Raw genomic sequence first — 23132 nt, 5'->3', positions numbered from 1 at the left:
GGCACCGGCGGACTGCCGGGACCATCCCGGCCCGGCGCGTAACTGGAACCAGCCTATAGCCCGGCCCGGCGGCGTCGTGCCTCCCAGCGCCCGCTACCCGCCTTCCGAGCCCCGTTCCAGCAGCGGTTGCACCCGGAAGGGGATCAGCTCGCCCATGGCCAGGGCCGTGTCCGCCCGCTCCACGCCGTCGCAGGCGAGGATCTTTCCGTTGATCCGGAACAGGTCTTCGGCATCCTTGGCCACCACGCGCAGCAGCAGGTCCGCCGAGCCCGTGAGCCCGTACCCCTCCAGGATCTCGGGGATCGCTGCGATCTCCTCCGCCAGGCGGCCGAGTTTCTGCTGCTGGACGTGGACGGAGATGAAGGCCATCAGCGGATACCCGAGTGCCACCGGATTGATGCGCCGCTCGAAGGAGAGGAAGACGTGTTTCTTTTCGAGCTGGGCCATCCGCGCCTGGACGGTGTTCCGGGACAAACCGAGCTTTTGCGCCAGTGCCACCACGGTCCGGCGCGGGTCCTGCGACAGCGCCGACAGCAGGCGGGTGTCAGTGCCATCCAAAGCTTGCATAATGCGCAACGCTAGCACGGTGCCGGCGGCCCGGACAGGGCATTCTGCTCAGAAACTGCCGTAGTGGTTGTACCCCCTGAGCATTGTGAGTAGGGTCACAGTATCTGGGGCAATGGCGCCCGGAAGGCCGGTGGTGGCTGGTGCCAAAAGCCCTAAAACCACAGGTCAACGACGTACGAAGGTTGCGGCAATCGTGTCTACAGACGAAACGGGCCATGGCGGTGCAATGACCCCCGAAAACGCAGGGGAATTCACCGCGGCCGGGCAGGAACTTCTCCAGTTGATCACCCCGGCGGGCGAGCGTATCAGCCACCCGGAGTTCGATTTTTGGGTCAAGGACATCACCGACGAGCAGTTGTGTTCGCTGTTTGAGGACATGACGGTCATCCGGCGGATCGACGTGGAGGCCACCGCCCTGCAAAGGCAGGGGGAGCTGGCGCTCTGGCCGCCGCTGCTGGGGCAGGAAGCGGCCCAGATCGGTTCGGGGCGGGCCATGCGCGCGGACGACTTTGTGTTCTCCAGCTACCGCGAGAACGGTGTGGCATACTGCCGGGGCGTGGACCTGACGGACCTGCTCCGGGTCTGGCGTGGCAACGCCTCCGGCGGCTGGGACCCCTACAGCATCAACATGGCCACGCCGCAGATCATCATTGGTGCCCAAACCCTCCACGCCACCGGATATGCCATGGGCATCCAGAACGACGGCGCCGATGCCGTGGCTGTGACGTACTTCGGCGACGGCGCCACCAGCGAGGGCGATGTCAATGAGGCCATGGTGTTCGCCGCCAGCTTCCAGGCCCCCGTGCTGTTCTTCTGCACCAACAACCACTGGGCCATCTCGGAGCCCGTACGGCTTCAGTCGCACATCCACCTCGCGGAGCGGGCCACAGGCTTCGGCATCCCCAGCCTGCGGGTGGACGGCAACGACGTCCTGGCAGTCATGGCCGCCACCCGGCTTGCGCTGGACCGGGCCCGGCGTGGCGGCGGCCCCACGTTCATCGAGGCCGTTACCTACCGGATGGGACCGCACACCACTGCCGATGATCCCACCCGCTACCGGGACGCCAACGAGCTGGAGGACTGGGCCGCGAAGGACCCCATCTCCAGGCTGGCATCACTCCTGGACCGGAAGGGACTCCTGACCGCTGAGCTGCAGCAGCAGGTCCAGGGCAAGGCCGATTCCGTCGCAGCGGAAATGCGCCGCGGTTGCACCACCATGCCGGACCCCCAGCCGATGGACGTCTTCAAGCACGTCTACAGCACCCCCAACTCCTGGCTTGAACGCCAGCAGGACCACTACGCCCGTTACCTGGCTTCATTCGGCGACCCCGCAGGAGCAGTTTCAGAGGAAGGTGCACGCTGATGACCCAGTTAACGTTTGCCCGCGCCATCAACGCCGGCCTGCGGAAGTCGCTGGAAAACGACTCCAAGGTGGTCCTCCTCGGCGAGGACATCGGCGCCCTCGGCGGCGTGTTCCGGGTGACCGACGGCCTGCAAAAGGACTTCGGCACGCACCGGGTGGTGGATACGCCGCTGGCCGAATCCGCCATCGTGGGGACCGCCGTCGGCCTTGCCTACCGCGGCTACCGCCCGGTGCTGGAGATCCAGTTCGACGGTTTCATCTATCCGGCGTTCGACCAGATCGTCAGCCAGGTGGCGAAGCTGCACTACCGCACGCGCGGCGCCGTGAAGATGCCCATCACCATCAGGGTCCCCTTCGGCGGCGGCATCGGCTCGCCCGAGCACCACTCCGAATCCCCGGAAGCGTACTTCACGCACACCTCCGGGCTGCGCGTGGTGGCGGTTTCCAACCCCCAGGACGCCTACACCGTCATCCAGCAAGCAATTTCCTGCGACGATCCCGTCCTGTATTTCGAACCCAAGCGCCGCTACCACGACAAAGGCGAGGTGGAGGAAACGGCCGCCCTTGCTTCCGCCCTGCCCATGGACAAGGCACGCGTGCTCACCCAGGGCACCGATGCCACCCTGGTGGCCTACGGACCCCTGGTCAAGACCGCATTGGATGCGGCAACGGCCGCGGCGGACGAGGGAATCTCCCTCGAAGTCATCGACCTGCGCTCGCTGGCCCCCGTGGACTACGACGCCGTGGTGGCTTCCGTGCGGAAGACCGGGCGCCTGGTGGTTACGCACGAGGCCGGCCAGTCGGGCGGCCTGGGAGCCGAGGTGGCTGCCAGCATCACCGAACGGTGTTTCTACCACCTTGAGGCTGCTCCGGTCCGGGTGACCGGGTTCGACATTCCGTACCCGTACTCCAAGTTGGAAATGCACCACCTGCCGGGCCTGGACCGCATCCTCGACGGCGTGGACCGTGCCTTGGGCCGCCCCAATTCCCTGAGCGGGCTGGAAGGATGAGCGCCACAATGATCAAGGAATTCCGTCTCCCGGACCTGGGTGAGGGGCTCACAGAGTCAGAAATCCTCAGCTGGAAGGTGGACGTGGGGGACACCGTCAGCCTGAACCAGGTCATTGCCGAGGTGGAGACTGCCAAAGCCGTGGTGGAGCTGCCCTCACCGTTCGCCGGGGTCATCAAGGAACTTCACGAGCAGCCCGGTTCCGTGGTGGAGGTAGGCAAGCCCCTCGTCTCGTTTGAGGTGCCGGACGACGCCGGGACGCCTCCTTCGGGCCCGGCCGGCCGGATGCCGGCGGGGCTGGGGGAGCGCGGGGCGGAGACGCAGAAACGGGAACCGAACCTGGTGGGCTACGGCGCCGTCGTCGAAGGTTCCGGCCGGCCGGCGCGCCGCCCCCGGACCTTCTCCGTCGCCCCGTTGGTTGAATCTGCGGGTACGGGCATCCCTTTGGTTGAGCCTGCCGAAACCAACCCTGCCGAAACCAAGCCTGTCCACGCCGCAACTGCGGACCGGCCCCGCTCCACGCCGCCGGTCCGCAAATTGGCCAAGGATCTCCACTTGGACCTTACCCAGGTCCCGGGGAGCGGCCCCGGCGGGCTGATCACTCGAGAGGACGTGCTCGGCTTTTCCCGGGATCACGACGAGCCGGACGCCGTGCGGCCCGGGGCGCCGGTGGTCTCAGGAACGAGGCTGGGGGAGCGGGAAACCAGGACTCCCATCAAGGGTGTCCGCAAATACACCGCGGCCGCTATGGTGAAGAGTGCGTTCACCGCACCACACGCCACCGAATTCCTGACCGTGGACGTCACGCCAAGCCTTGACCTGCTGGCCAAGCTCAAGGGCGGCCGGGATTTCGCCGGCCTCAAGCTCACCCCGCTGACGCTCGCAGCCAAGGCAGTCCTGGTCGCCCTGCGCCGGAATCCGGCACTGAACTCCCACTGGGATGAGGAACGCCAGGAAATCGTTACTTACAACTACGTGAACCTGGGTATTGCAGCAGCCACGCCAAGGGGCCTCACCGTTCCCAACATCAAGGACGCGGACACCATGCAGCTACCGCAACTTGCCCAGGCCTTGACGGCGCTCGCCGAAACGGCCCGCGCAGGCAAAACCACTCCTGCCGAGCTGTCTGGCGGCACCATTTCCATTACCAACATCGGCGTTTTCGGCATCGATGCCGGTACTCCCATCCTCAACCCGGGCGAAGCCGCCATCCTGGGGCTGGGCGCCGTCCGGACCCTCCCATGGGAGTACCGGGGCGAGGTGGCGCTGCGCCAGGTGATCACGCTGAGCCTGTCCTTCGACCACCGCCTGGTGGACGGCGAGCAAGGCTCCCGGTTCCTTGCCGACGTCGGCGCCATCCTGGCCGAGCCGGGAATGGTGCTGACCATGGTCTAAAGGGGGTGCGGTGCGCCCCCTGCGCTGTCCGCCATCAGGGCTGCCAGCGCCATGCGCTCAAGCAGGGGGCGGGCCGCGCCGGCCGCGATCCGCCGGCCGTGGCTGCGGACGGAGTGCGGCGTGGAGTTGATGAGGCCGAACGTGGCGTGTGCCCGCACCCGGAGTTCGGCGGCGTCCGTGCCGGGGTGGACCTTGGCGAGGACGTCCACCCATAACTCGACGTAGCTTCGCTGCAGGGAGCGCACAGCGGACTGGCCCTGTTCGGAGAGGTTGCTGAGGTCCCGGTCCTGGACCCGGATCACATCGGGCTTGCCCAGCGCAAAGTCCACCTGGAACTCCACGAGCCGGCGCAGTGCAGCCGCCGGGTCGGTGCTGCTTTCCACCACTTGGCGCCCGCCGTCGAGCAGTTCCTGGCTCACGGTTACCAGGAGGTCGGCGAGGACTGCCTGCTTCCCCGGAAAGTGGCGGTACACCGCGGGGCCGCTCACGCCTGCTGCAGCGCCCAGGTCTTCGAGTGAAACCCGGTTGAACCCGTTGAGCGCGAACAGGGAAGCCGCCGCTGTCAGCAGGGCCTGGCGCCGGTTCTCCTTTGCCTTGCCGCGCTGCGTGGTGGGAGCAGGCTGCGGCGTGACGGTTGGCTGCGCTGCATTGCTGGGTTGTGTTCCCGTGCTGGGCACTTTTCCTCCTCGGACCGACGCAGATTCTACCAAGACCGCCATGTGTTGGACATCACAGTTAATCGAGACTAACCTGAATTTCAGTTATTAGTCACTAACCGAGTTGGCGTCGAGCCGGCCCGGTCCAGACAGGAACGGATCGTCAATGGAGACCCTGGCCAGCCGGCTCGACCCCTCGAGCGAGTCCTTCCGCGCCAACCGGGAAGCGCAGCTGGCGCTCGCCGAAGACCTCCGGAAAAGGCTCGCGGACGCGGCGCTGGGCGGACCACAGAAATCGCGGGACCGGCACGTGGCCCGGGGGAAGCTCCTACCGCGGGACCGGATCGACCAGTTGCTGGATGACGGCAGCCCGTTCCTGGAGATCGCGCCGTTGGCCGCCAACGGCATGTACAACGACGATGCTCCCGGCGCCGGCGTCATCGCCGGGATTGGCCTGGTGCACGGGCGGCAGGTGTTGGTCATCTCCAACGACGCCACCGTCAAGGGCGGCACCTACTATCCCATGACCGTGAAGAAGCACCTGCGTGCCCAGGAGATAGCGCTCGAAAACCGGCTGCCCTGTATCTACCTGGTGGATTCCGGCGGGGCGTTCCTCCCCAAACAGGATGAGGTCTTCCCGGACAAGGACCACTTCGGCCGGATCTTCTACAACCAGGCACGGCTGTCCGCAGCCAAGGTTCCGCAGATCGCTGCGGTCATGGGGTCCTGCACCGCCGGCGGCGCCTATGTCCCCGCCATGAGCGACGAGACGGTGATCGTCCGGAACCAGGGCACCATTTTCCTGGGCGGCCCCCCTTTGGTGAAGGCCGCCATCGGAGAGATCGTGACCGCGGAGGAACTTGGCGGCGGAGACGTGCACGCCCGGATTTCCGGGGTAACGGACCATCTGGCCGAGAACGATGAGCATGCCCTGCAGATTATTCGGGACATCGTTGCCACGCTGCCGCCTCCCGCAGCCCCCGCCTGGCAGGTGGAACCCGTCGTCGAACCGGCCGCGGACCCGGGGGGGCTTTACGGCGCCGTTCCCACGGACGTCAATGCCCAGTACGACGTCCACGAGGTGATCGCCCGGCTGGTGGACGGGAGCAGGTTCCATGAATTCAAGAGGGAATATGGCACCACCCTCGTCACGGGATTCGCCTGGATCGAGGGGCACCCCGTGGGGATCGTGGCCAACAACGGCGTGCTGTTCAGCGAGTCATCGCTCAAGGGCGCCCACTTCATCGAACTCTGCGACCAGCGCGGCATCCCGCTGCTGTTCCTGCAGAACATCTCCGGCTTCATGGTGGGCAAGGACGCCGAACAGGGCGGCATTGCCAAGAACGGCGCCAAGATGGTGACCGCCGTGGCCACCGCCCGGGTGCCCAAGCTGACCGTGGTGATCGGCGGCTCGTTCGGTGCCGGCAACTACTCGATGTGCGGCCGCGCGTACTCGCCGCGGTTCCTCTGGATGTGGCCTGCCGCGCGGATCTCGGTCATGGGCGGAAACCAGGCCGCCAGCGTCCTGGCCACCGTGAAGCGGGACCAGTTCGAAGCGGCGGGGGAGGACTGGCCGGCCGGGGACGAGGAAGCCTTCAAGGCGCCCATCCGCCGCCAGTACGAGGACCAGGGCAGCCCCTACTACTCCACGGCCAGGCTCTGGGACGACGCCGTGATCGACCCCGCGGACACCCGCACCGTCCTGGGACTGGCGCTCGACGTCGTCTCCCGCACCCCCTTGCCGGAGACCTCCTTCGGCCTCTTCCGGATGTGAGCCAGCAATGACCATGCAAACCCGAACAGATCCAGCCCCCGGCGGCACGTCCAACCCACGCCTGTTCGGCACGATCCTGGTGGCAAATCGCGGTGAAATCGCCTGCCGGGTCATCCGGACCCTGCGCCGCCTGGGCATCCGGTCGGTGGCCGTATACAGCGATGCCGACGCCGGCGCCCGCCACGTCCGCGAAGCTGACGCGGCCGTACGCATCGGCCCGGCAGCCGCCGTCGAGAGCTACCTGAGCGCCGATGCGATCATCGACGCCTGCCGGCAATCCGGCGCCGGCGCCGTCCATCCGGGGTATGGCTTCCTCAGCGAGAACGTGGACTTTGCCCGTGCCTTGGAGAAAGCGGGCATCACCTTCATCGGCCCCGGCGTTGAGGCCCTGAACGTCATGGGCGACAAAATCCGGGCCAAGAACCACGTGGCCGGCTACGGCGTGCCCGTGGTACCGGGCATCGCCAAGCCCGGCATGACGGACAGCGAACTGGTGGAGGCCGCCGGCGGGGTCGGCTTTCCGCTCCTGATCAAGCCCTCCGCCGGCGGTGGCGGCAAAGGGATGCAAGCCGTGGAAACGCCCGAGGCCCTGCCCGCGGCGCTGGCAACGGCACGGCGCGTGGCCGCCGCAGCGTTCGGTGACGACACCCTGTTCCTGGAACGCCTGGTGACCACGCCACGGCACATCGAGGTGCAGGTGCTGGCGGACAGCCACGGCAACGTCGTCCACCTGGGAGAGCGTGAGTGCTCCCTCCAGCGCCGGCACCAGAAAGTCATCGAGGAAGCGCCGTCGCCCCTGCTGGAGGGCCTCCCGAACGGGGCCGACGTCCGTGCCCGGATCGGCGAGGCCGCCTGCAACGCTGCCCGCAGCGTGAACTACACGGGGGCAGGAACCGTGGAATTCCTGGTGTCAGATGACGCGCCGGACGAGTTCTTCTTCATGGAGATGAACACCCGCTTGCAGGTTGAGCACCCGGTCACCGAAATGGTCACCGGCATCGACCTGGTGGAATGGCAGGTGCGGATCGCAGCAGGTGCGGAACTGACGCTCCGGCAGGCCGACGTCGGACTTTCCGGCCACGCTGTGGAGGCGAGAGTCTACGCAGAGGTGCCGGAGAAGAACTTCCTCCCCTCCACCGGGACCGTGCTGGTGCTGGATGAACTGCCTGGGCCGAAGCAGCGGCCCAGCGCTCCTGCCCCGGTCGAAGCGGACCCTGCCGGCGCTCGGGTCCGAGTCGATTCCTCCCTCGTGGAAGGGTTGGAGCTCTCGGCCCATTACGACCCCATGATTTCCAAGGTGATCGCCTGGGGTGAGGACCGCACGGCCGCCCTGAATGCCCTGGACGGGGCCCTGGCCGGCTACACGGCCTTGGGTATCGACACCAACGTGGAATACCTGAGGCTCCTGCTCAGCGACCCCGACGTCCAGGCCGGCCGCCTGGACACGGGCCTGATCGAACGGAAGCTGCCCGGCATGGAATTCCGGACCGCCGGGGATGCGGAACTCGTGGCCGCCGCCCTGTACGCGCTCTCCCTGGAGGACCAAAACTCTCCTGCTCCGGGGAACGGTCCGTGGCGGGCCCGCAACGGCTGGCGCCTGGGCAAACCCGCACCACGCCGCGTCAGCCTGGGAACACCCGACGGCGGCGTGGCAACGGTGGCGGTCACCGGTACCCCCAACGGGGGAGGCACCGCCGTGGTCGCGGTCAACGACGGCCCCCCGATGCCGGCGTCCCTCCAGTGGTCCAGCCGGCAAAGCATCGAACTTGACCTTGACGGCCAACGCCACGCCTACCGGCTGGCGCCCGACTATCCAGGGGCCGCCGCTCCGGCATGGGACAACCCCGTGCCCGCCGGGCCCTCCCGGATTTTCCTGGGGAGTGATGGCTGGTCCTGCCGGCTGGAGGTCCTCACCCGGGAGGCACGGCTGGACCGGGTGCTGGCCGCCGTCCAGCGCGAAGAAGGCTCAGCCGACCCCGAGGTGCGCTCACCAATGCCAGGAACCGTAGTGGCCGTCCCGGTCAGCGACGGCGACACGGTACAGGCAGGAGAGGTCCTGCTGTCCGTGGAGGCCATGAAGATGGAGCACCACCTCGTTGCCCCGCTGGCCGGGACCGTGCACCTCAGCGCCCGCACCGGGGACCTGGTTAAGGCCGACCAGGTCCTGGCCACCGTGCACCCCCACCCCGCTGACGCGGAACCACCGTCCACAGACCCGGACGCAGACACAGCCACCACCCAAGGCGAAGGAGCCTGACCATGACCGGATTCGAACTCAGCGAGGAATACCAGGACCTCAGCGACACCGTCCGCGACTTCGCGGACAACGTGGTGGCCCCGGTGTCCGCCAAGCACGATGAGGAACACAGCTTCCCTTACGAAGTGGTGAAGCAGATGGCCGACATGGGCCTGTTCGGCCTGCCGTTCCCGGAGGAATTCGGCGGCATGGGCGGGGACTACTTCGCCCTGGCGCTCGCACTGGAACAACTCGGCCGCGTGGACCAGTCGGTGGCCATCACCCTGGAGGCCGGCGTTTCACTGGGCGCCATGCCCGTCTACCGGTTCGGCACGGACGCCCAGAAGCAGGAATGGCTGCCCATGCTGGCGTCCGGCCAGGCGCTCGCAGGCTTCGGCCTCACCGAACCCGAGGCCGGCTCTGACGCCGGCGGTACCAAGACCCACGCCCGGCGGGAGGACGGCCATTGGGTGATCAACGGCAACAAGGAATTCATCACCAACTCGGGAACCGACATCACCCGCCTGGTCACCGTCACCGCCGTCACCGGGCAGCAGGAACGCCCCGACGGCAGCATCAAGAAGGACATCTCCACCATCCTGGTGCCCACCGGCACCCCGGGCTTCAAGGCGGAAAAGGCCTACAACAAGGTGGGCTGGAATGCCTCCGACACCCACCCGCTGACCCTGAAGGATGTCCGGGTCCCGGAAGAAAACCTGTTGGGAACCGAGGGGCGCGGCTACGCGAATTTCCTGTCCATCCTGGACGAGGGCCGGATTGCCATCGCCGCCCTGGCCACCGGTGCCGCGCAAGGCTGCGTTGACCAGTCCGTCAAATACGCCCGCGAGCGCCGCGCTTTCGGCCGCGAAATCGGGAAGTACCAGGCCATCTCCTTCAAGATCGCCCGGATGGAGGCCCGGGCCCACACGGCCCGCCTGGCCTACTACGATGCAGCCGCCAGGATGCTCGCCGGGAAGCCGTTCAAGACGCAGGCGGCCATCGCTAAGATGGTCGCAGGCGAGGCGGCCATGGACAACGCGCGGGATGCCACCCAGGTATTCGGCGGCTATGGCTTCATCAACGAGTTCACCGTGGCACGCCACTACCGCGACTCCAAGATCCTTGAAGTGGGGGAGGGCACCACGGAGGTCCAGCTGATGCTGATCGCCCGCGAACTGGGACTGTAAGCGCCTGCGCCAGCAGCACGGACCGCAGCCGGCCTGAAAGGATCATTGATGATTGACAAGGTTGTAGCCAGCGCCGACGCCGCCGTGGCAGACATCCCGGACGGGGCGTCCCTGGCGGTTGGCGGGTTTGGGCTCTGTGGAATCCCGGTGGCCCTGATCGATGCCCTGCACCGCGCCGGCACCTCCGGCCTGGAAACGGTCAGCAATAACTGCGGCGTGGATGACTGGGGCTTGGGCATCCTGCTCCGCGATGGCCGCATCCGCCGCACCATCAGCTCCTACGTAGGGGAAAACAAGGAGTTCGCCCGCCAGTACCTTGCCGGCGAGCTCGAGGTGGTGTTGACCCCGCAGGGCACCCTGGCCGAGAAGCTGCGCGCCGGCGGCGCCGGCATCCCCGCGTTCTACACCAAGGCGGGGGTTGGGACGCAGGTGTCCGACGGCGGCCTGCCGCAGAAGTACGACGCCGACGGCGGCATCGCCATCGCCTCCGCACCCAAGGAAGTGCGCTCCTTTGGGGGCGTGGACTACGTCCTGGAGGAGTCCTTGGCGCCTGACTTCGGGCTGGTGCACGCCTGGAAGGGCGACCGGCACGGCAACCTGGTCTTCCATGCCACGGCCATGAATTTCAACCCGTTGTGCGCCATGGCCGGACGCATCACCATCGCCGAGGTGGAGGAACTCGTCGAACCGGGCGAGCTGGACCCCGAACACATCCATACCCCCGGAATTTTCGTGCAGCGGGTGGTGCTGGCGCAGAACGGCGAGAAGCGGATCGAAAAGCGTACGGTCGCACTCAACCAGGCAGGAGCATGACCATGGATCCCAACAGCGCTGAGGCGCCCCGCCCGGAAGCCGTCCGTCCGGAATACCGGCGTGCCGGGCAGCATCAGCCCGGGTCTGGCGGAGCGGCCGACGCTGCAGGCAGCAAAGGCTGGACGCGGAACGAACTGGCCGCCCGGGTGGCCCGGGAGCTCCGCAACGGCCAGTACGTCAACCTGGGCATCGGGATGCCCACACTGATTCCCAACTACATCCCGGCCGGGGTGGAAGTGGTGCTGCACTCGGAGAACGGGATTCTGGGCGTTGGCCCCTACCCGGCAGAGGACGCGGTGGATCCGGACCTGATCAACGCCGGCAAGGAGACCGTGACGGTCAACAGGGGTGCGGCGTTCTTCGACTCGGCGACGTCCTTTGGCATGATCCGCGGCGGCCACGTGGACCTCGCGGTCCTGGGCGCCATGGAGGTCGCCGCCAACGGAGACCTCGCCAACTGGATGGTCCCGGGAAAGATGGTCAAGGGAATGGGCGGCGCCATGGACCTCGTGTTCGGCGCCAAGCGCGTGATCGTGATGATGGAGCATGTGGACCGCAACGGCAATCCCAAGATCGTCCGGGAGTGCTCGCTCCCGTTGACCGGCAAAGGTTGCGTGGACCGGATCATCACCGACCTTGCCGTGATCGACGTCGTCCGGGACGGCGGTCCGTCCCGGCTGGTCCTGCGTGAGCTGGCACCCGACGTTTCGGTCGAGGATGTTGTGGCCGCCACCGGCGCGGAGTTGTACGAGGAAGACCAGGAACTCACCGTATGACCGGCGACAACCCCGCGGACACGGTTCCGGCAGGCTCAGCGGCAGGAGTGGGAGGCCGGCGCGTCATTGAGCAGCGCGGGCTCTACTTCGACGAGTTGGAAGAGGGTGTGCTGTATGCCCACCGGCCCGGACGCACCGTGACGGAAACGGACAACGTCCTCTTCACCACCCTCACCATGAACACGCAGGCACTGCACTTGGACGCGGCCTGGAGCGCGGGCCAGCCGTTTGGCCAGCGGCTGATGAACTCCATGTTCACCCTCGCCACCATGGTGGGGCAGTCCGTTACCCAGCTGACCCAGGGCACCATCATCGCCCAGCTTGGCCTGACCGACGTCTCCTTCCCGCACCCGCTCTACCATGGGGACACGCTGTACACCGAGACAGTGGTCACGGCCAAACGGCTTTCGGCCTCCCGTCCGGGCCAAGGCATCGTGACCATGGAGCACACCGGGCGCAACCAGGACGGAGCCGTCGTGGCACGGGCCACGAGGAGCTGCCTGATGTGGACCAGGGACGCGCACCAGGACCAGCCCGGCGCACAGGGGAGAATGCCCGTATGACATTTTCGATGGGCCCCTCCCTGCTCTTTTGCCCCGCCGACCGCCCGGAGCGTTACCTGAAAGCAGCAGCGCGGGCAGATGCCGTGATCCTGGACCTTGAGGACGCCGTGGCGCCGCCGGACAAGCAACGGGCGCGCGGTGCAATCCTTGCCCAGGTGGGCGCAGCCGGCGACGACCCCGAACTCGACCCCAGCCGGACCATCATCCGGGTCAACCCGGTCGGCACCGAAGACTTCGCGAAGGACCTGCACTGCCTGGCGCATACGCCCTACCGCACCGTGATGCTCGCCAAGGCGGAATCGGCTGAACAGCTCAAGTCGCTGGAGGGCTACCAGGTCATTGCCCTGTGCGAAACGGCCCTGGGCGTGCTGAACGCCCCTGCCATCGCCGCGGCCCCCAACGTGGTGGCGCTGATGTGGGGCGCCGAGGACCTCCTGGCCACGCTGGGCGGCACGTCCAGCAGGAAGGACGACGGCGGCTACCGGGCCGTGGCGCTGCACGCCCGCTCCGCGGTGCTGCTGGCCGCCAGGGCCTTCGGCAAGGAAGCCGTCGACGCCGTCTACACCAACATCCCCGACCTCGACGGGCTGGCGGATGAAACCGCCGACGCCGTGGCCTCCGGATTCGGATCCAAGGCGTGCATCCACCCCGGCCAGGCCGCCGTCGTCCGCCAAGCCTACGCACCCTCCCCGGAGGAGGTGGCCGCGGCCCGTGAGCTGCTGGACGCCGCCACGGCGGCCGGCAGCGGCGTTTTCCAGTACCACGGAAAGATGATCGACGGGCCAATCCTCAAGCACGCCGAAGGCATCCTGCGCCGCGCCGGAAGGGACGCCTAGCTCCCTTTCCGCCCCGACGGCCGGCGCAGGGACGTTGGCGGGATCGGTTCGAAGAGCAAGGTCCGCACCCAACGGTTCCCTGTCTGGCGGAACTCTAGCCGGCTGGCGAAACGGTAATGGAAGCTGCGCACGCGCACCAGGCGCGGCGCGGCGCCGTCGAACGGGTCACGCCGGAGCAGCCGCAGCACCTGCCGGTCCGCGGCGAGCAGCTTGCCCAGGAAGGCGTAGAACCATTCCTCGTGCACGCTCCGCAGCGGCAGGAACCACATCAGCCAGTCCAGCCGCAGGTGGTACGGAGCCCATTGCCGCGGAATGCGCCGGACATCGCCGGGTTTGCCCTTGAAACCGTACTCGCGCCAGTCCGAGTCGTCCCCGGGGTTGCCGTCCAGGGTCCCTTCCACCACGATCTCGATGCGCTGCTTGGTCACCGTGCCGAATGCGCCATAGGCATTGACCAGCTGCCACCGGTTGAAACTGGCGTTCATCAGCTGCCGGCGGGAGAAGAGGTTCCGCAGCGGCCAGTAACTCAGGACCAGCAGCAGGAGTGACGCCGCCAGCGTTATGGCCAGCCACCACGGGGGAGTGGACGGTGCGGTGCCGGAGTGCCAGTCCGACGGGACGGCCGGGACCACGGCGTGGGCTACGGGGTCGCTGACCGCGGCAAACGCCAGGACGATCGCCATCCAGTTCAGCCACGCAAAGTTGCCGCTCGCCACCAGCCACAGCTGGGTGGCGACCACGACGGCCGCCGCCGCTCCCGCCACCGGCTGTGGCGCGAACAGCAGGAACGGCACCACCAGCTGGGCGATGTGGTTGCCCACCACTTCGATCCTGTGCAGCGGCTTGGGCAACAAGTGCGCCTGCCGGCTCAGCGGCCCCGGCATGGGCTGGGTCTCATGGTGGTAGTACAGGGCCGTCAGGTCCCGCCACTCCCGGCCGCCGCGGATCTTGATCATCCCGGCCCCGAATTCCAGCCGAAACACCAGCCACACCACCAGGATGAGGATGGTGCGCGGCGGTTCCGTCTGGTCCGATCCCAGGAAGGCCACGGTGAAACCCGCCTCCAGCAGCAGCATCTCCCAGCCGAACCCGTAGAAGGTCTGCCCCACGTTCACGATGGACATGTACAAAAACCACAGGGCAAGGAATGCCAGCAACGGAACCCAGGGCGGTCCGGCCTGGGGAAGCCCGGCCACGAGCAGTGCCGAGACCGCCAGGCCCACGGCGCAGACACCGCGCAGCAGCCGGTCCGAGTACCGCCAACGGAACAGGGTGGGCCGGGACAACCGGGAAAACGCGGCAAGGAAATCCGGCACCGGAAGGAGGCCGCGCTCGCCGAGCAACGCCGGAAACTGGTTCAGTGTGGACAGGAACGCAACGAAATACAACGCTGCGACGCCCCGTTGCAGCACCTGCCGGGCAAATTCATACTCCGGCGCATCGAACCAGGTGAGCCAGTCCACGGATTCCACGTTACGCCCGGCCGCCGGACGGTCAAGGCACAGCAGGCCCGGCCGCGTGCGGGATACTTAACGGATGCAGCCACGCAGAATCGTCCTCCTCGGATCCACCGGTTCCATCGGCACCCAGGCGATCGACGTCGTCGACGGCGCCCCCCATCTGTTCGAGGTGGTGGCGCTCAGCGCCGGTGGCGGCAACCTTGAACTGCTGGCACGCCAGGCGGTCCACACGGGCGCCGCCGCGGTGGGCATCGCCGCCGGGGATCCCGGTCGGCTCGAATCGCTCATCCGGGAAGCAGCCTCCGCCGCGGGCCGCCCCGGGTACCGCCCGGAAATCGTGGCCGGACCCGACGCCTCGGCACGGATCGCCGCAGTGGACGCGGACGTGGTGCTGAACGGCATTACCGGGTCCATTGGCCTGGCGCCGACGCTTGCGGCACTCCGCTCCGGGGCCACCCTGGCCCTGGCAAACAAGGAATCGCTGATCGTAGGCGGCAGCCTGGTCAAGGCAGCAGCCAGGGACGGCCAGATCGTGCCGGTGGACTCGGAACACTCGGCGATCGCCCAGTGCCTCCGATCAGGTACGGCCGCCGAGGTGGACCGGCTCATCCTGACCGCCTCCGGGGGGCCGTTCCGCGGAAAGAGCCGGGAGCAGCTGCACTCCGTCACGCCCCGCGAGGCGCTGGCGCACCCCACCTGGGATATGGGGGTCATGGTCACCACTAATTCGGCCACGCTGGTTAACAAGGGCCTGGAAGTCATCGAGGCCCACCTGCTCTTCGACGTCCCGCTGGACCGGATCGACGTTGTGGTGCACCCGCAGTCCATCGTCCACTCCATGGTCCAGTTCGTTGACGGCTCCACCATCGCCCAGGCCTCCCCGCCGGACATGCGGCTTCCCATTGCCCTGGGCCTTGGCTGGCCGGCCCGGGTGCCCAAGGCCGCGCCCGCCTGCGACTGGACCCAGGCCGCCACCTGGACCTTCGAACCTTTGGATGCGGCAGCCTTCCCGGCCGTGGACCTTGCCAAGGACGCCGCCAAGCAGGGCAGCACCTTCCCCGCCGTATTCAACGCAGCCAACGAAGAAGCCGTCGCGGCGTTCCACGCGGGCCGGATCCGGTTCACCGACATCGTCGATACCGTGGACAGGGTGCTCAGTGAACATTCAGGTTCCTCCGGGCTGACAGTGGAGTCGGTGCTGGATGCTGAAAGCTGGGCACGCGCCCGGGCCCACGAACGTTTAGCAGTCAGCAGTCTCTAGGAAGCAGCAGCACCTCCATGACCCCTGTCCTACTTTTCATCCTCGGCGTCGTCTTCGTGGCCGTCGGCATTGCCGTGTCCATCGCCCTCCACGAGGTGGGCCACTTGGTACCGGCCAAGCTCTTCAAAGTGCGTGTCACCAAGTACATGATCGGCTTCGGGCCCACGCTCTGGTCACGCCGCAAGGGTGAAACCGAGTACGGCGTGAAAGCAGTTCCGCTGGGCGGCTACGTGTCAATGATCGGCATGTATCCGCCTAACAAGGAGGACGGCTCGGTGCGGCCCTCCAGCACCGGCATGTTCCAGACGCTGGCCACGGAAGCCCGGTCCATGGCCCACGAAGAGGTAGGGCCCGACGACCACAACCGCGTCTTCTACCGGCTCCCGGTATGGAAGAAAGTGGTGGTGATGCTGGGCGGGCCGGCCATGAACATCATCCTGGGGGTACTGCTCACAGCCGTGCTGATGATGGGATTTGGCGTTGCCACCGCCACCACCACCATCTCCGACGTCTCCAAATGCCAGGTGGCTGCCGGGCAAACCGTCGATCCCGACTCTGCCGCCTGCCAGCTGACACCGGCCGCAGCCGCGGGACTGAAACCCAATGACACCATCACCTCCTTCGACGGCAAGTCGGTCACCAGCTGGGACCAGCTGACGGAATGGATCCGCGCCTCTGCCGGCAAGGAAGTAGCCATCACTGTGCAGCGGGACGGCAGCCCGGTGTCCACCACGGTCACGCCGGTACTCTCGTCCAGGCCGGTGATGGGAGCCGACGGGCGGCAGGCCACCGACGCTGCCGGCACCCTCCAGTACCAGGACGTCGGGTTCCTGGGCATCGGCGCGCAAACGGCGTTGGTGCCCCAGCCGGCGTCGACCGTCCTGCCCATGGCGGGAGAAAACATCCGGCAGGTGGCCGGCGTTGTGTTCAACCTGCCCGCCCGTGTGGTGGGCGTGGCCAAGGCCGCCTTCAGCGAAGAACCGAGGGACCCGAACGGCCCCATCAGCGTGGTGGGCGTGGGCCGGGTGGCCGGCGAAGTCGCCGCCATGGAAGCGGTGCCGCTGCAGTCCCGGCTTGCCACCCTTGTGGGCCTGCTGGCGGGCCTGAACTTCGCGTTGGCGGTGTTCAACCTCATCCCACTGCTGCCTCTCGACGGCGGCCACGTGGCCGGAGCCCTGTACGAAGGGGCGCGCCGCACCGTAGCCAGGCTGCGCGGACGCCCGGACCCGGGAGCGTTCGACATCGCCAAACTGCTGCCCGTGACGTACGTCGTGGCCGCTTTGTTGATGGGCATGAGTGCCCTGTTGATCTACGCCGACATCGTCAAACCCGTCAATCTCTTCTAGCAACCAGCCTCTTCTAACAATCAGCCGATTTAGGCTGATTTAAATAAATCAGTCAGATTTGATTGATTATTGTGAATCAGCTAGCTATGGTTGAGCTATGTTCGTGATGACCATCGACCAGCGCGGCAGCACCGGTGACCTTGACCGGGTCCCGGGGTTCATTGAGCAGATCGTGCGCCTCCACCCTGCGGGACCCGGCGGGCCGGTCTTCGAGCGGTCGGTTGGCGACGAAGTCCAGGGGGTGGTGCGGGACGCTGATGCCGTGGTGGACATTGCCCTGTACGCGCTGCGCGAGGGGTACTGGTACGTCGGCATCGGCGTCGGAACCGTGGCGCTGCCGGGAGCTGCCAGCCCGCGGGAAGGGACCGGAACCGCGTTTGTGGCCGCCCGCAAGGCGGTTGAGAGGGCGAAGGCCGCTGCTTCCCAGGTGCCCTTGTCAGTGGTGGCCGGCATTATGGCAGGGGAGGCAGGCGGGAGTGCCCAGGCCGGGGAAGGGGAGCGGACATGCGCCAAGGCGGAAGCCGTGCTCAGGCTGCTGGGCCGTCTGGTCCAGGAGCGGACGGAAGCCCAGTGGCGCGTGGTTGACGCCCTGCGGCACCTGGATGCCGCGCCGCACGGGGCAAGCCGGCCTGGTCCGGCCCGGCATGGCAGCCAGAAGCAGGTGGCTAAGGAACTCGGAATTACGGAGCAGTCCGTGAGCCGTACCGTCCTTCGCTCCGGCTGGCAGGAAGAATGGGCGGCACGGCCTGCAGCATCCTTGCTGCTTGATCTCGCCCGGGTGCAGCTGGTCCCGGACGGGGAAGGTGCCGGAGCCGGCGATGGAGGAGACAAGTGACCGCAGTCTGGGTGGCCGTGGCCTTGGTGGTGGCAGGCTTTGTGGGGTGGCCGGTCACGGCCTTGGTGTTCAAACTCGCCAGGACCATTGACGACAAAGCCGATGCCGCCACCGCGGCAAGCGAAGCCGGCGCCGCTGCCCAAGACCCCTCTGCCGACGTCACCGTGGACGGTGAGCTGACGGCTCAACCCGGGCCGCCGGCGTCGGAGGGTGCTGACGGTGCAGCGTCCGCACCCGCCCAGCGCATCCTGCGCGGTGGTGCAATTATCGGCGTGCTGGAACGGCTCGGTGTGTGCCTTGCCATCCTGGCCGGCCAGCCGGTGGCGATCGCCTACATCGTTGCCATCAAGGGCCTCGGCAGGTTCGCCGAACTCAAAGAAACCCCTGTGGCGGCAGAGCGCTTCATCATCGGAACCCTCACCTCCATGCTCTGGGCCGCCGGAACCGCCGCTGCCTTCAAGGTCCTCTTCCTGCAGTAAGCCGTGCATTGTCCGGACAGCCCGGATGGGTGCGAAGGCGGGCAGAGAGATAGGGTAGCCGTATGACAGTTTTTGCCGTTGAGTACGTTTACGCCGCCGAATCCACCGAAACCCGCAACGAGGTCCGGCCCGCGCACCGCGAATGGACAGGCGGACTGGCCCAGGACGGCGTCATCGTGGCCAGCGGCCCCTACGGCGACGGCGCCGGTGCCCTCCTGATCTTCACGGCCGCGGACGAAGCAGCCCTGAACTCGATCCTCAAGCAGGACCCGTTCGCCGCGGCCGGCGTCATCGCCGGAACCCGCATCACTGAATGGTCACCGGTCACCGGCATGCTCGCCGGGCTCGCCGCGTAGCCGCATCCCTACCCTTTCAACTCAAGGAGTCCACGTGACCTCGGTCAGCCTGGGAATGCCGTCAGCACCGCCGCCCGTCCTTGCGCCCCGCCGCAAGACGCGCCAGATCAAAGTCGGCTCGGTAGGCGTGGGATCTGATTTCCCCATCAGCGTGCAGTCGATGACCACCACGCCCACGACGGACATCAACGCCACCCTCCAGCAAATCGCTGAGCTGACGGCGTCCGGATGCGACATCGTCCGCGTGGCGTGCCCGTCCGCGGACGATGCCGAGGCGCTGCCCATCATCGCCCGCAAGTCCCAGATCCCGGTGATCGCGGACATCCACTTCCAGCCCAAGTACGTCTTCGCCGCCATTGAGGCCGGATGCGCGGCTGTGCGCGTGAACCCCGGCAACATCCGGAAGTTTGACGACCAGGTCAAGGAAATCGCGGCCGCCGCGAAGGACCACGGCACCTCGATCCGGATCGGCGTCAACGCCGGCTCCCTGGAACCGGGCATCCTCAAAAAGTACGGCAAGGCCACCCCCGAGGCGCTGGTCGAGTCCGCCGTCTGGGAGGCGTCCCTCTTCGAGGAGCACGGCTTCCACGACTTTAAGATTTCGGTCAAGCACAACGACCCCGTTGTCATGGTGGCCGCTTACGAAATGCTCGCCGAAAAGGGCGACTGGCCACTGCACCTCGGCGTCACCGAGGCCGGCCCGGCGTTCCAGGGCACCATCAAGTCCGCCACCGCGTTCGGAGCGCTTCTGTCCAGGGGCATCGGTGACACCATCCGCGTCTCCCTGTCCGCCCCGCCGGTGGAGGAGATCAAGGTAGGAAACCAGATCCTCCAGTCGCTGAACCTTCGCCCCCGCAAGCTGGAAATCGTCTCCTGCCCCTCCTGCGGACGGGCCCAGGTGGATGTGTACACCTTGGCCGAACAGGTCACCGCCGGGCTGGAAGGGATGGAGATCCCGCTGCGCGTCGCCGTCATGGGTTGCGTCGTGAACGGTCCGGGCGAGGCTCGCGAAGCCGACCTTGGCGTTGCCTCCGGAAACGGCAAGGGCCAGATCTTTGTGAAGGGCGAGGTCATCAAGACTGTGCCTGAGAGCGCAATTGTTGAGACACTGATCGAAGAGGCCATGCGTATCGCGGAAGAGATGGGGGAGGCCGATGGCGAAGATGCTGTCAAGGGTAGCCCCGTGGTTAGCGTCTCGTAGGGACGTTCCAGACCCTGCGGGTATTTCCGTCCGTACGCTGGACGGCCAGGACACTGCGGCGCTGGGCATGCTGGCGCAGCAGGATCCCGTCACCAACGTATTCATCCTGGCGCATTTGCGCGCCACCGGCACCGCGGCACCCACCGCCGGGGGCGCCGGCGTGATTGGCGTCTTCGACAACGGAGTCCTTGCCGGCGCCTGTTGGGCCGGTGCCAACCTGGTGCCGGTCCAGCTGGACCCCGCATTGACGCCCCTGGTGGCCGAGGCAGCGAACAGCTCCGGCCGCCGGTATGCGTCCGCTTTCGGCCCTGCTGAAGCCGTCCTGGCCCTCAATGCCGAACTCGCCCAACTGGGCCACCGCGCCCATGAAGTCCGGGCGGACCAGCCGCTGATGGTCATCGAGGAGCCGCCCCGTGTCCAGCCCCACCCCGGGTTGGCCAAGGGCAACCTCGCCGACTTCGACCGCATCCTTCCCGCCTGCGCCGCCATGTTCGAGGAAGAGGTGGGTTACTCGCCCTATCTGGGCGGCAGGGAGTTCTACAGCCGCCGCGTGGAAGGCCTCATCCGGCAGGGCCATTCCCTGGTCCACCTCAATGAGGCGCAGGAAGTGGTTTTCAAGGCCGAACTGGGGGCTGTGACCGCCGACGTCACACAGGTCCAGGGTGTGTGGATGAATCCCCGGTATCGCGGACAAGGCCTGAGCTCAAGCTACATGTCCGCAGTGGTGGAAAAGGCGCAGCAGATCGCGCCCGTGACCAGCCTGTACGTCAACGGCTTTAACACCAAGGCCCGGTCCACCTACGAACGTGTTGGCTTCCGGCAGGTGGGGACGTTCGCTACAGTTCTTTTCTAGCGGCGTCCGCCGCAGGAGAACTGAAAATTTGGGGGAAAAATGAAGAAGACCGTGCTGGGAACATTCGGGGCTTCTGCCCTCCTGGCCGTGGCGGTATCCGGCTGCGGGGGTCCGGCAGCCCCGCAGGCAGCAGATTCCTCGACGGCAGCGCCTGCAGCGTCGCAGACCGCGTCAGCCCCGAGCCCCTCGGCAACGTCCACACCCACGGCCAAGGCCTATACGTCCGAGCAGCTGGCGGCCATCGTGGGACAGGTCAGGGACGGTGCCGACCGGAGGCTGAACGTCCTGCCGACCGGCGACATCGCCACGACACTGGAACAAACCAAGACCATGCTCGCCTCCATCGACGTCAAGCCTGCCGAGTGCAAGGAACTCGCTGCCGCCAGCACCGTTCCGTCCGTGGACGGCGCCACCATGGCGGTCGGCATGAGTACCGATACCGGCACCGGGGCGGTCACGGCACTATCGCTGATAGCGGGCCTCGACCAGAGCTTCATTTCAAAGGTCACGGACTCGTCCGAGCAGTTGGCGAAGTGTTCGTCCATGACCATGACTGCCTCCGGAATGGAGATCGCGGTCACCGTGAAGGCCCTGTCGGGAGTCAGTTCGGTTCCCGGCGCCGTCGCGTACCGTACGGACAGCAAGTTGCCGGACGGCCGCACGCAGTCCACGGTCACGGCACAGGTGGTGCAGCAGGGCGTGGTGCTTTCGTCTGTCGCCTCCGGGGGCGCGAGCGAGGCCGACGCCGTCCAGCGGGCGGGTGCGCTCCTCGATTCTGCCGCCGCCCTGGTCAAATAGGGCCGGTCAGGTAGCGTTGCACGGCCGGCGCCACCAGGCGCACCACGTCCTCCGCGGGCGCTGACGCGAGCGGTTCCAGGCGCACTACGTAGCGGACCATCATCAGGCCCACGATTTGGGTTGCCACGAGGGTTCCGCGCAGCGCCACCTCCTGCGGCGGCCCGGGAACCGAGGCGGTGATCCTGGTGATCACCCGGCGTGCCACTGCCTCCCGCAGCAGTGCCGTCTTGGCGGTGGATCCGATGGTTCCGCGGAGGAAGGCCAGGAGGCCGGCCTGGGCGGGGCTTTCCCAGAGCCGGAGGACCGTGCGGACCATCAATTCCGCCCGCTGGTCCGGGGAAGTTTCGGCCATGCCTGCCAGGACTTCTTCCGGGTCGGCGGGCAGTTCAACGCTGAGGGCAAACAGTTCGTCCTTGCCGTTGAAGAAGTGGTGGATCATGGCCGGATCCACGCCTGCTGCGCGGGCCACCTGGCGCAGGCTGGTCCCGTCGAAGCCGTGCTCGGCGAAAAGCTTACGGGCGGCGTTGAGGATGTGGTCCCTGGACGCGGTGGCACCCCCGCGGCGTCCGCGGCGGCCGGCGGATGCTGCCGCGTGGGTGGCAGGATTCCCCGGTCCGGGCAGGCTCACGCCGTCCGCCGGCGGAGTGTCAGGGCGGCAAGCACCAGGATGCCCAGTGAGATGCCGGCCATGGCCGCCACGTCCTGCCACAGCCGGCTGGTGGCTTCCGCATGCGCTGCGACTTCCTGGAGGGCGTCCACGGAGTACGTCAGGGGGAGCACGTTGGAGATGGCTTCCAGCAGGTCATTCATCCGGTCGCGGGCCACGAACAGGCCGCAGAGCAGGATTTGCGGCACCACCACCACCGGCATGAACTGGACGGCCTGGAACTCGGTCCTGGCAAAAGCCGAACAGAACAAACCCAGCGCCACGCCCAGGACGGCGTTGATCACCGCGATCAGTACCACGTAGGCGGGGGCGCCGACGATGTCCAGGCCAAAAATCCAGTAGGCCACCGCTGTGGCCACCAGCGACTGGAGTGCGGCCATCAGGGAGAAGGCCACACCGTAGCCGAACAGCAGGTCGGCTTTGTGCACGGGCGTGGTGAGCAGCCGCTCCAGTGTCCCGGACGTGCGCTCCCGCAGCATGGTGATGGACGTGACCAGGAACATCACCACGAACGGAAAGATGGCCAGCATCATCAGTCCAACCCGGTCGAACGTCCGGGGAACGCCTGGCGGCAGCGACTCATTCTCATAAAGGAAGTACACCGCCGTAAGCAGCATGGCCGGCACCACCAGGATCAGGGCGATGCTGCGGTGGTCGTGGCGGAGCTGGCTGAGCACCCGGCGGGTGGTGGCAAGCATCAT

General features: G+C 67.1%; 23 protein-coding genes. 18 read left to right on the top strand and 5 right to left on the bottom strand.

Features of this window, described 5'->3' with window-relative positions; translation table 11 throughout:
• Positions 1 to 93: 93 nt before the first annotated feature.
• Positions 94 to 567: an Lrp/AsnC family transcriptional regulator gene (locus QRN53_RS19450; RefSeq protein ID WP_026265061.1), complete on the bottom strand. Its 474-nt coding sequence runs from the start codon at positions 565 to 567 to the stop codon at positions 94 to 96.
• Between the two features lie 193 nt (positions 568 to 760).
• Between QRN53_RS19450 and pdhA the strand changes: the two genes are divergently transcribed.
• From pdhA to QRN53_RS19435, 3 genes are read left to right on the top strand one after another with little or no spacing between them, the layout of a single operon-like run.
• Positions 761 to 1930, top strand: a complete 1170-nt coding sequence (pdhA, locus tag QRN53_RS19445) for a pyruvate dehydrogenase (acetyl-transferring) E1 component subunit alpha (RefSeq protein WP_285245443.1) — start codon at positions 761 to 763, stop codon at positions 1928 to 1930.
• Complete coding sequence (locus tag QRN53_RS19440; RefSeq protein WP_285245442.1) at positions 1930 to 2940, top strand: alpha-ketoacid dehydrogenase subunit beta; 1011 nt, start codon at positions 1930 to 1932, stop codon at positions 2938 to 2940. The genes pdhA and QRN53_RS19440 overlap by 1 nt, the downstream gene beginning before the upstream one ends.
• Complete coding sequence (locus QRN53_RS19435) at positions 2937 to 4334, top strand: dihydrolipoamide acetyltransferase family protein (protein WP_285245441.1); 1398 nt, start codon at positions 2937 to 2939, stop codon at positions 4332 to 4334. The genes QRN53_RS19440 and QRN53_RS19435 overlap by 4 nt, the downstream gene beginning before the upstream one ends.
• Here QRN53_RS19435 and QRN53_RS19430 read toward each other — a convergent pair.
• Entirely contained in the window at positions 4331 to 5011 is a 681-nt protein-coding gene (locus QRN53_RS19430) for an SACE_7040 family transcriptional regulator (RefSeq protein WP_285245440.1), read from the bottom strand. The genes QRN53_RS19435 and QRN53_RS19430 overlap by 4 nt on opposite strands.
• 145 nt (positions 5012 to 5156) lie before the next feature.
• Here QRN53_RS19430 and QRN53_RS19425 point away from each other — a divergent pair, with 145 nt between their 5' ends.
• From QRN53_RS19425 to QRN53_RS19395, 7 genes are read left to right on the top strand one after another with little or no spacing between them, the layout of a single operon-like run.
• Positions 5157 to 6764: a carboxyl transferase domain-containing protein gene (locus QRN53_RS19425; RefSeq protein WP_285245439.1), complete on the top strand. Its 1608-nt coding sequence runs from the start codon at positions 5157 to 5159 to the stop codon at positions 6762 to 6764.
• A gap of 7 nt (positions 6765 to 6771) precedes the next feature.
• On the top strand, positions 6772 to 9021 hold the full coding sequence (locus QRN53_RS19420; protein ID WP_285245438.1) for an acetyl/propionyl/methylcrotonyl-CoA carboxylase subunit alpha: 2250 nt from the start codon (positions 6772 to 6774) through the stop codon (positions 9019 to 9021).
• A gap of 2 nt (positions 9022 to 9023) precedes the next feature.
• Positions 9024 to 10187 carry an acyl-CoA dehydrogenase family protein gene (locus QRN53_RS19415; protein ID WP_285245437.1) on the top strand — a complete coding sequence of 388 codons (1164 nt, stop codon included), beginning with the start codon at positions 9024 to 9026 and terminating at the stop codon, positions 10185 to 10187.
• 48 nt (positions 10188 to 10235) lie between these two features.
• Entirely contained in the window at positions 10236 to 11000 is a 765-nt protein-coding gene (locus tag QRN53_RS19410; RefSeq protein WP_285245436.1) for a CoA transferase subunit A, read from the top strand.
• On the top strand, positions 10997 to 11776 hold the full coding sequence (locus QRN53_RS19405) for a CoA transferase subunit B (protein WP_502934862.1): 780 nt from the start codon (positions 10997 to 10999) through the stop codon (positions 11774 to 11776). Before QRN53_RS19410 ends, QRN53_RS19405 begins: the two co-directional genes overlap by 4 nt.
• Positions 11773 to 12339, top strand: a complete 567-nt coding sequence (locus QRN53_RS19400; RefSeq protein ID WP_285245434.1) for a MaoC family dehydratase — start codon at positions 11773 to 11775, stop codon at positions 12337 to 12339. Before QRN53_RS19405 ends, QRN53_RS19400 begins: the two co-directional genes overlap by 4 nt.
• Positions 12336 to 13175 carry an HpcH/HpaI aldolase/citrate lyase family protein gene (locus QRN53_RS19395; RefSeq protein WP_285245433.1) on the top strand — a complete coding sequence of 280 codons (840 nt, stop codon included), beginning with the start codon at positions 12336 to 12338 and terminating at the stop codon, positions 13173 to 13175. Before QRN53_RS19400 ends, QRN53_RS19395 begins: the two co-directional genes overlap by 4 nt.
• Here QRN53_RS19395 and QRN53_RS19390 read toward each other — a convergent pair.
• Positions 13172 to 14638: a lipase maturation factor family protein gene (locus QRN53_RS19390; RefSeq protein WP_285245432.1), complete on the bottom strand. Its 1467-nt coding sequence runs from the start codon at positions 14636 to 14638 to the stop codon at positions 13172 to 13174. The genes QRN53_RS19395 and QRN53_RS19390 overlap by 4 nt on opposite strands.
• A 73-nt stretch (positions 14639 to 14711) precedes the next feature.
• Here QRN53_RS19390 and dxr point away from each other — a divergent pair, with 73 nt between their 5' ends.
• The 8 genes from dxr (at position 14712) to QRN53_RS19350 (ending at position 21764) form a co-directional block, all read left to right on the top strand.
• Positions 14712 to 15896, top strand: a complete 1185-nt coding sequence (gene dxr, locus QRN53_RS19385; protein WP_285245431.1) for a 1-deoxy-D-xylulose-5-phosphate reductoisomerase — start codon at positions 14712 to 14714, stop codon at positions 15894 to 15896.
• Positions 15897 to 15913: 17 nt separating this feature from the next.
• On the top strand, positions 15914 to 17242 hold the full coding sequence (locus QRN53_RS19380; protein WP_285245430.1) for a M50 family metallopeptidase: 1329 nt from the start codon (positions 15914 to 15916) through the stop codon (positions 17240 to 17242).
• Between the two features lie 97 nt (positions 17243 to 17339).
• Entirely contained in the window at positions 17340 to 18077 is a 738-nt protein-coding gene (locus QRN53_RS19375; RefSeq protein WP_285245429.1) for a MarR family transcriptional regulator, read from the top strand.
• Positions 18074 to 18556 (top strand): hypothetical protein, encoded by a 483-nt coding sequence (locus QRN53_RS19370; RefSeq protein ID WP_285245428.1) that lies wholly within the window; start codon positions 18074 to 18076, stop codon positions 18554 to 18556. The genes QRN53_RS19375 and QRN53_RS19370 overlap by 4 nt, the downstream gene beginning before the upstream one ends.
• Before the next feature lie 62 nt (positions 18557 to 18618).
• Positions 18619 to 18912 carry a YciI family protein gene (locus QRN53_RS19365; protein WP_285245427.1) on the top strand — a complete coding sequence of 98 codons (294 nt, stop codon included), beginning with the start codon at positions 18619 to 18621 and terminating at the stop codon, positions 18910 to 18912.
• A gap of 34 nt (positions 18913 to 18946) precedes the next feature.
• Positions 18947 to 20113 carry a flavodoxin-dependent (E)-4-hydroxy-3-methylbut-2-enyl-diphosphate synthase gene (ispG, locus tag QRN53_RS19360; protein WP_141161002.1) on the top strand — a complete coding sequence of 389 codons (1167 nt, stop codon included), beginning with the start codon at positions 18947 to 18949 and terminating at the stop codon, positions 20111 to 20113.
• The gene (locus tag QRN53_RS19355) at positions 20076 to 20966 is read left to right on the top strand and encodes a GNAT family N-acetyltransferase (protein WP_285245471.1); all 891 of its coding nucleotides are present in this window, start codon (positions 20076 to 20078) and stop codon (positions 20964 to 20966) included. Before ispG ends, QRN53_RS19355 begins: the two co-directional genes overlap by 38 nt.
• Before the next feature lie 39 nt (positions 20967 to 21005).
• Positions 21006 to 21764, top strand: coding sequence for a hypothetical protein (locus QRN53_RS19350; RefSeq protein ID WP_285245426.1), 759 nt, complete (start codon positions 21006 to 21008; stop codon positions 21762 to 21764).
• Here the strand turns inward: QRN53_RS19350 and QRN53_RS19345 are convergent.
• Together QRN53_RS19345 and QRN53_RS19340 are read right to left on the bottom strand one after the other, a co-directional pair.
• Complete coding sequence (locus QRN53_RS19345) at positions 21757 to 22392, bottom strand: TetR/AcrR family transcriptional regulator (protein WP_285245425.1); 636 nt, start codon at positions 22390 to 22392, stop codon at positions 21757 to 21759. The genes QRN53_RS19350 and QRN53_RS19345 overlap by 8 nt on opposite strands.
• Positions 22389 to 23132 carry an ABC transporter permease gene (locus tag QRN53_RS19340; protein WP_502934864.1) on the bottom strand — a complete coding sequence of 248 codons (744 nt, stop codon included), beginning with the start codon at positions 23130 to 23132 and terminating at the stop codon, positions 22389 to 22391. Before QRN53_RS19340 ends, QRN53_RS19345 begins: the two co-directional genes overlap by 4 nt.

Source organism: Pseudarthrobacter sp. fls2-241-R2A-127 (assembly GCF_030209355.1).
Classification (GTDB): Bacteria; Actinomycetota; Actinomycetes; order Actinomycetales; family Micrococcaceae; genus Arthrobacter.
The sequence above is the reverse complement of the archived record's forward strand: the minus strand, read 5'-3'. Positions and strand labels throughout refer to the sequence as shown.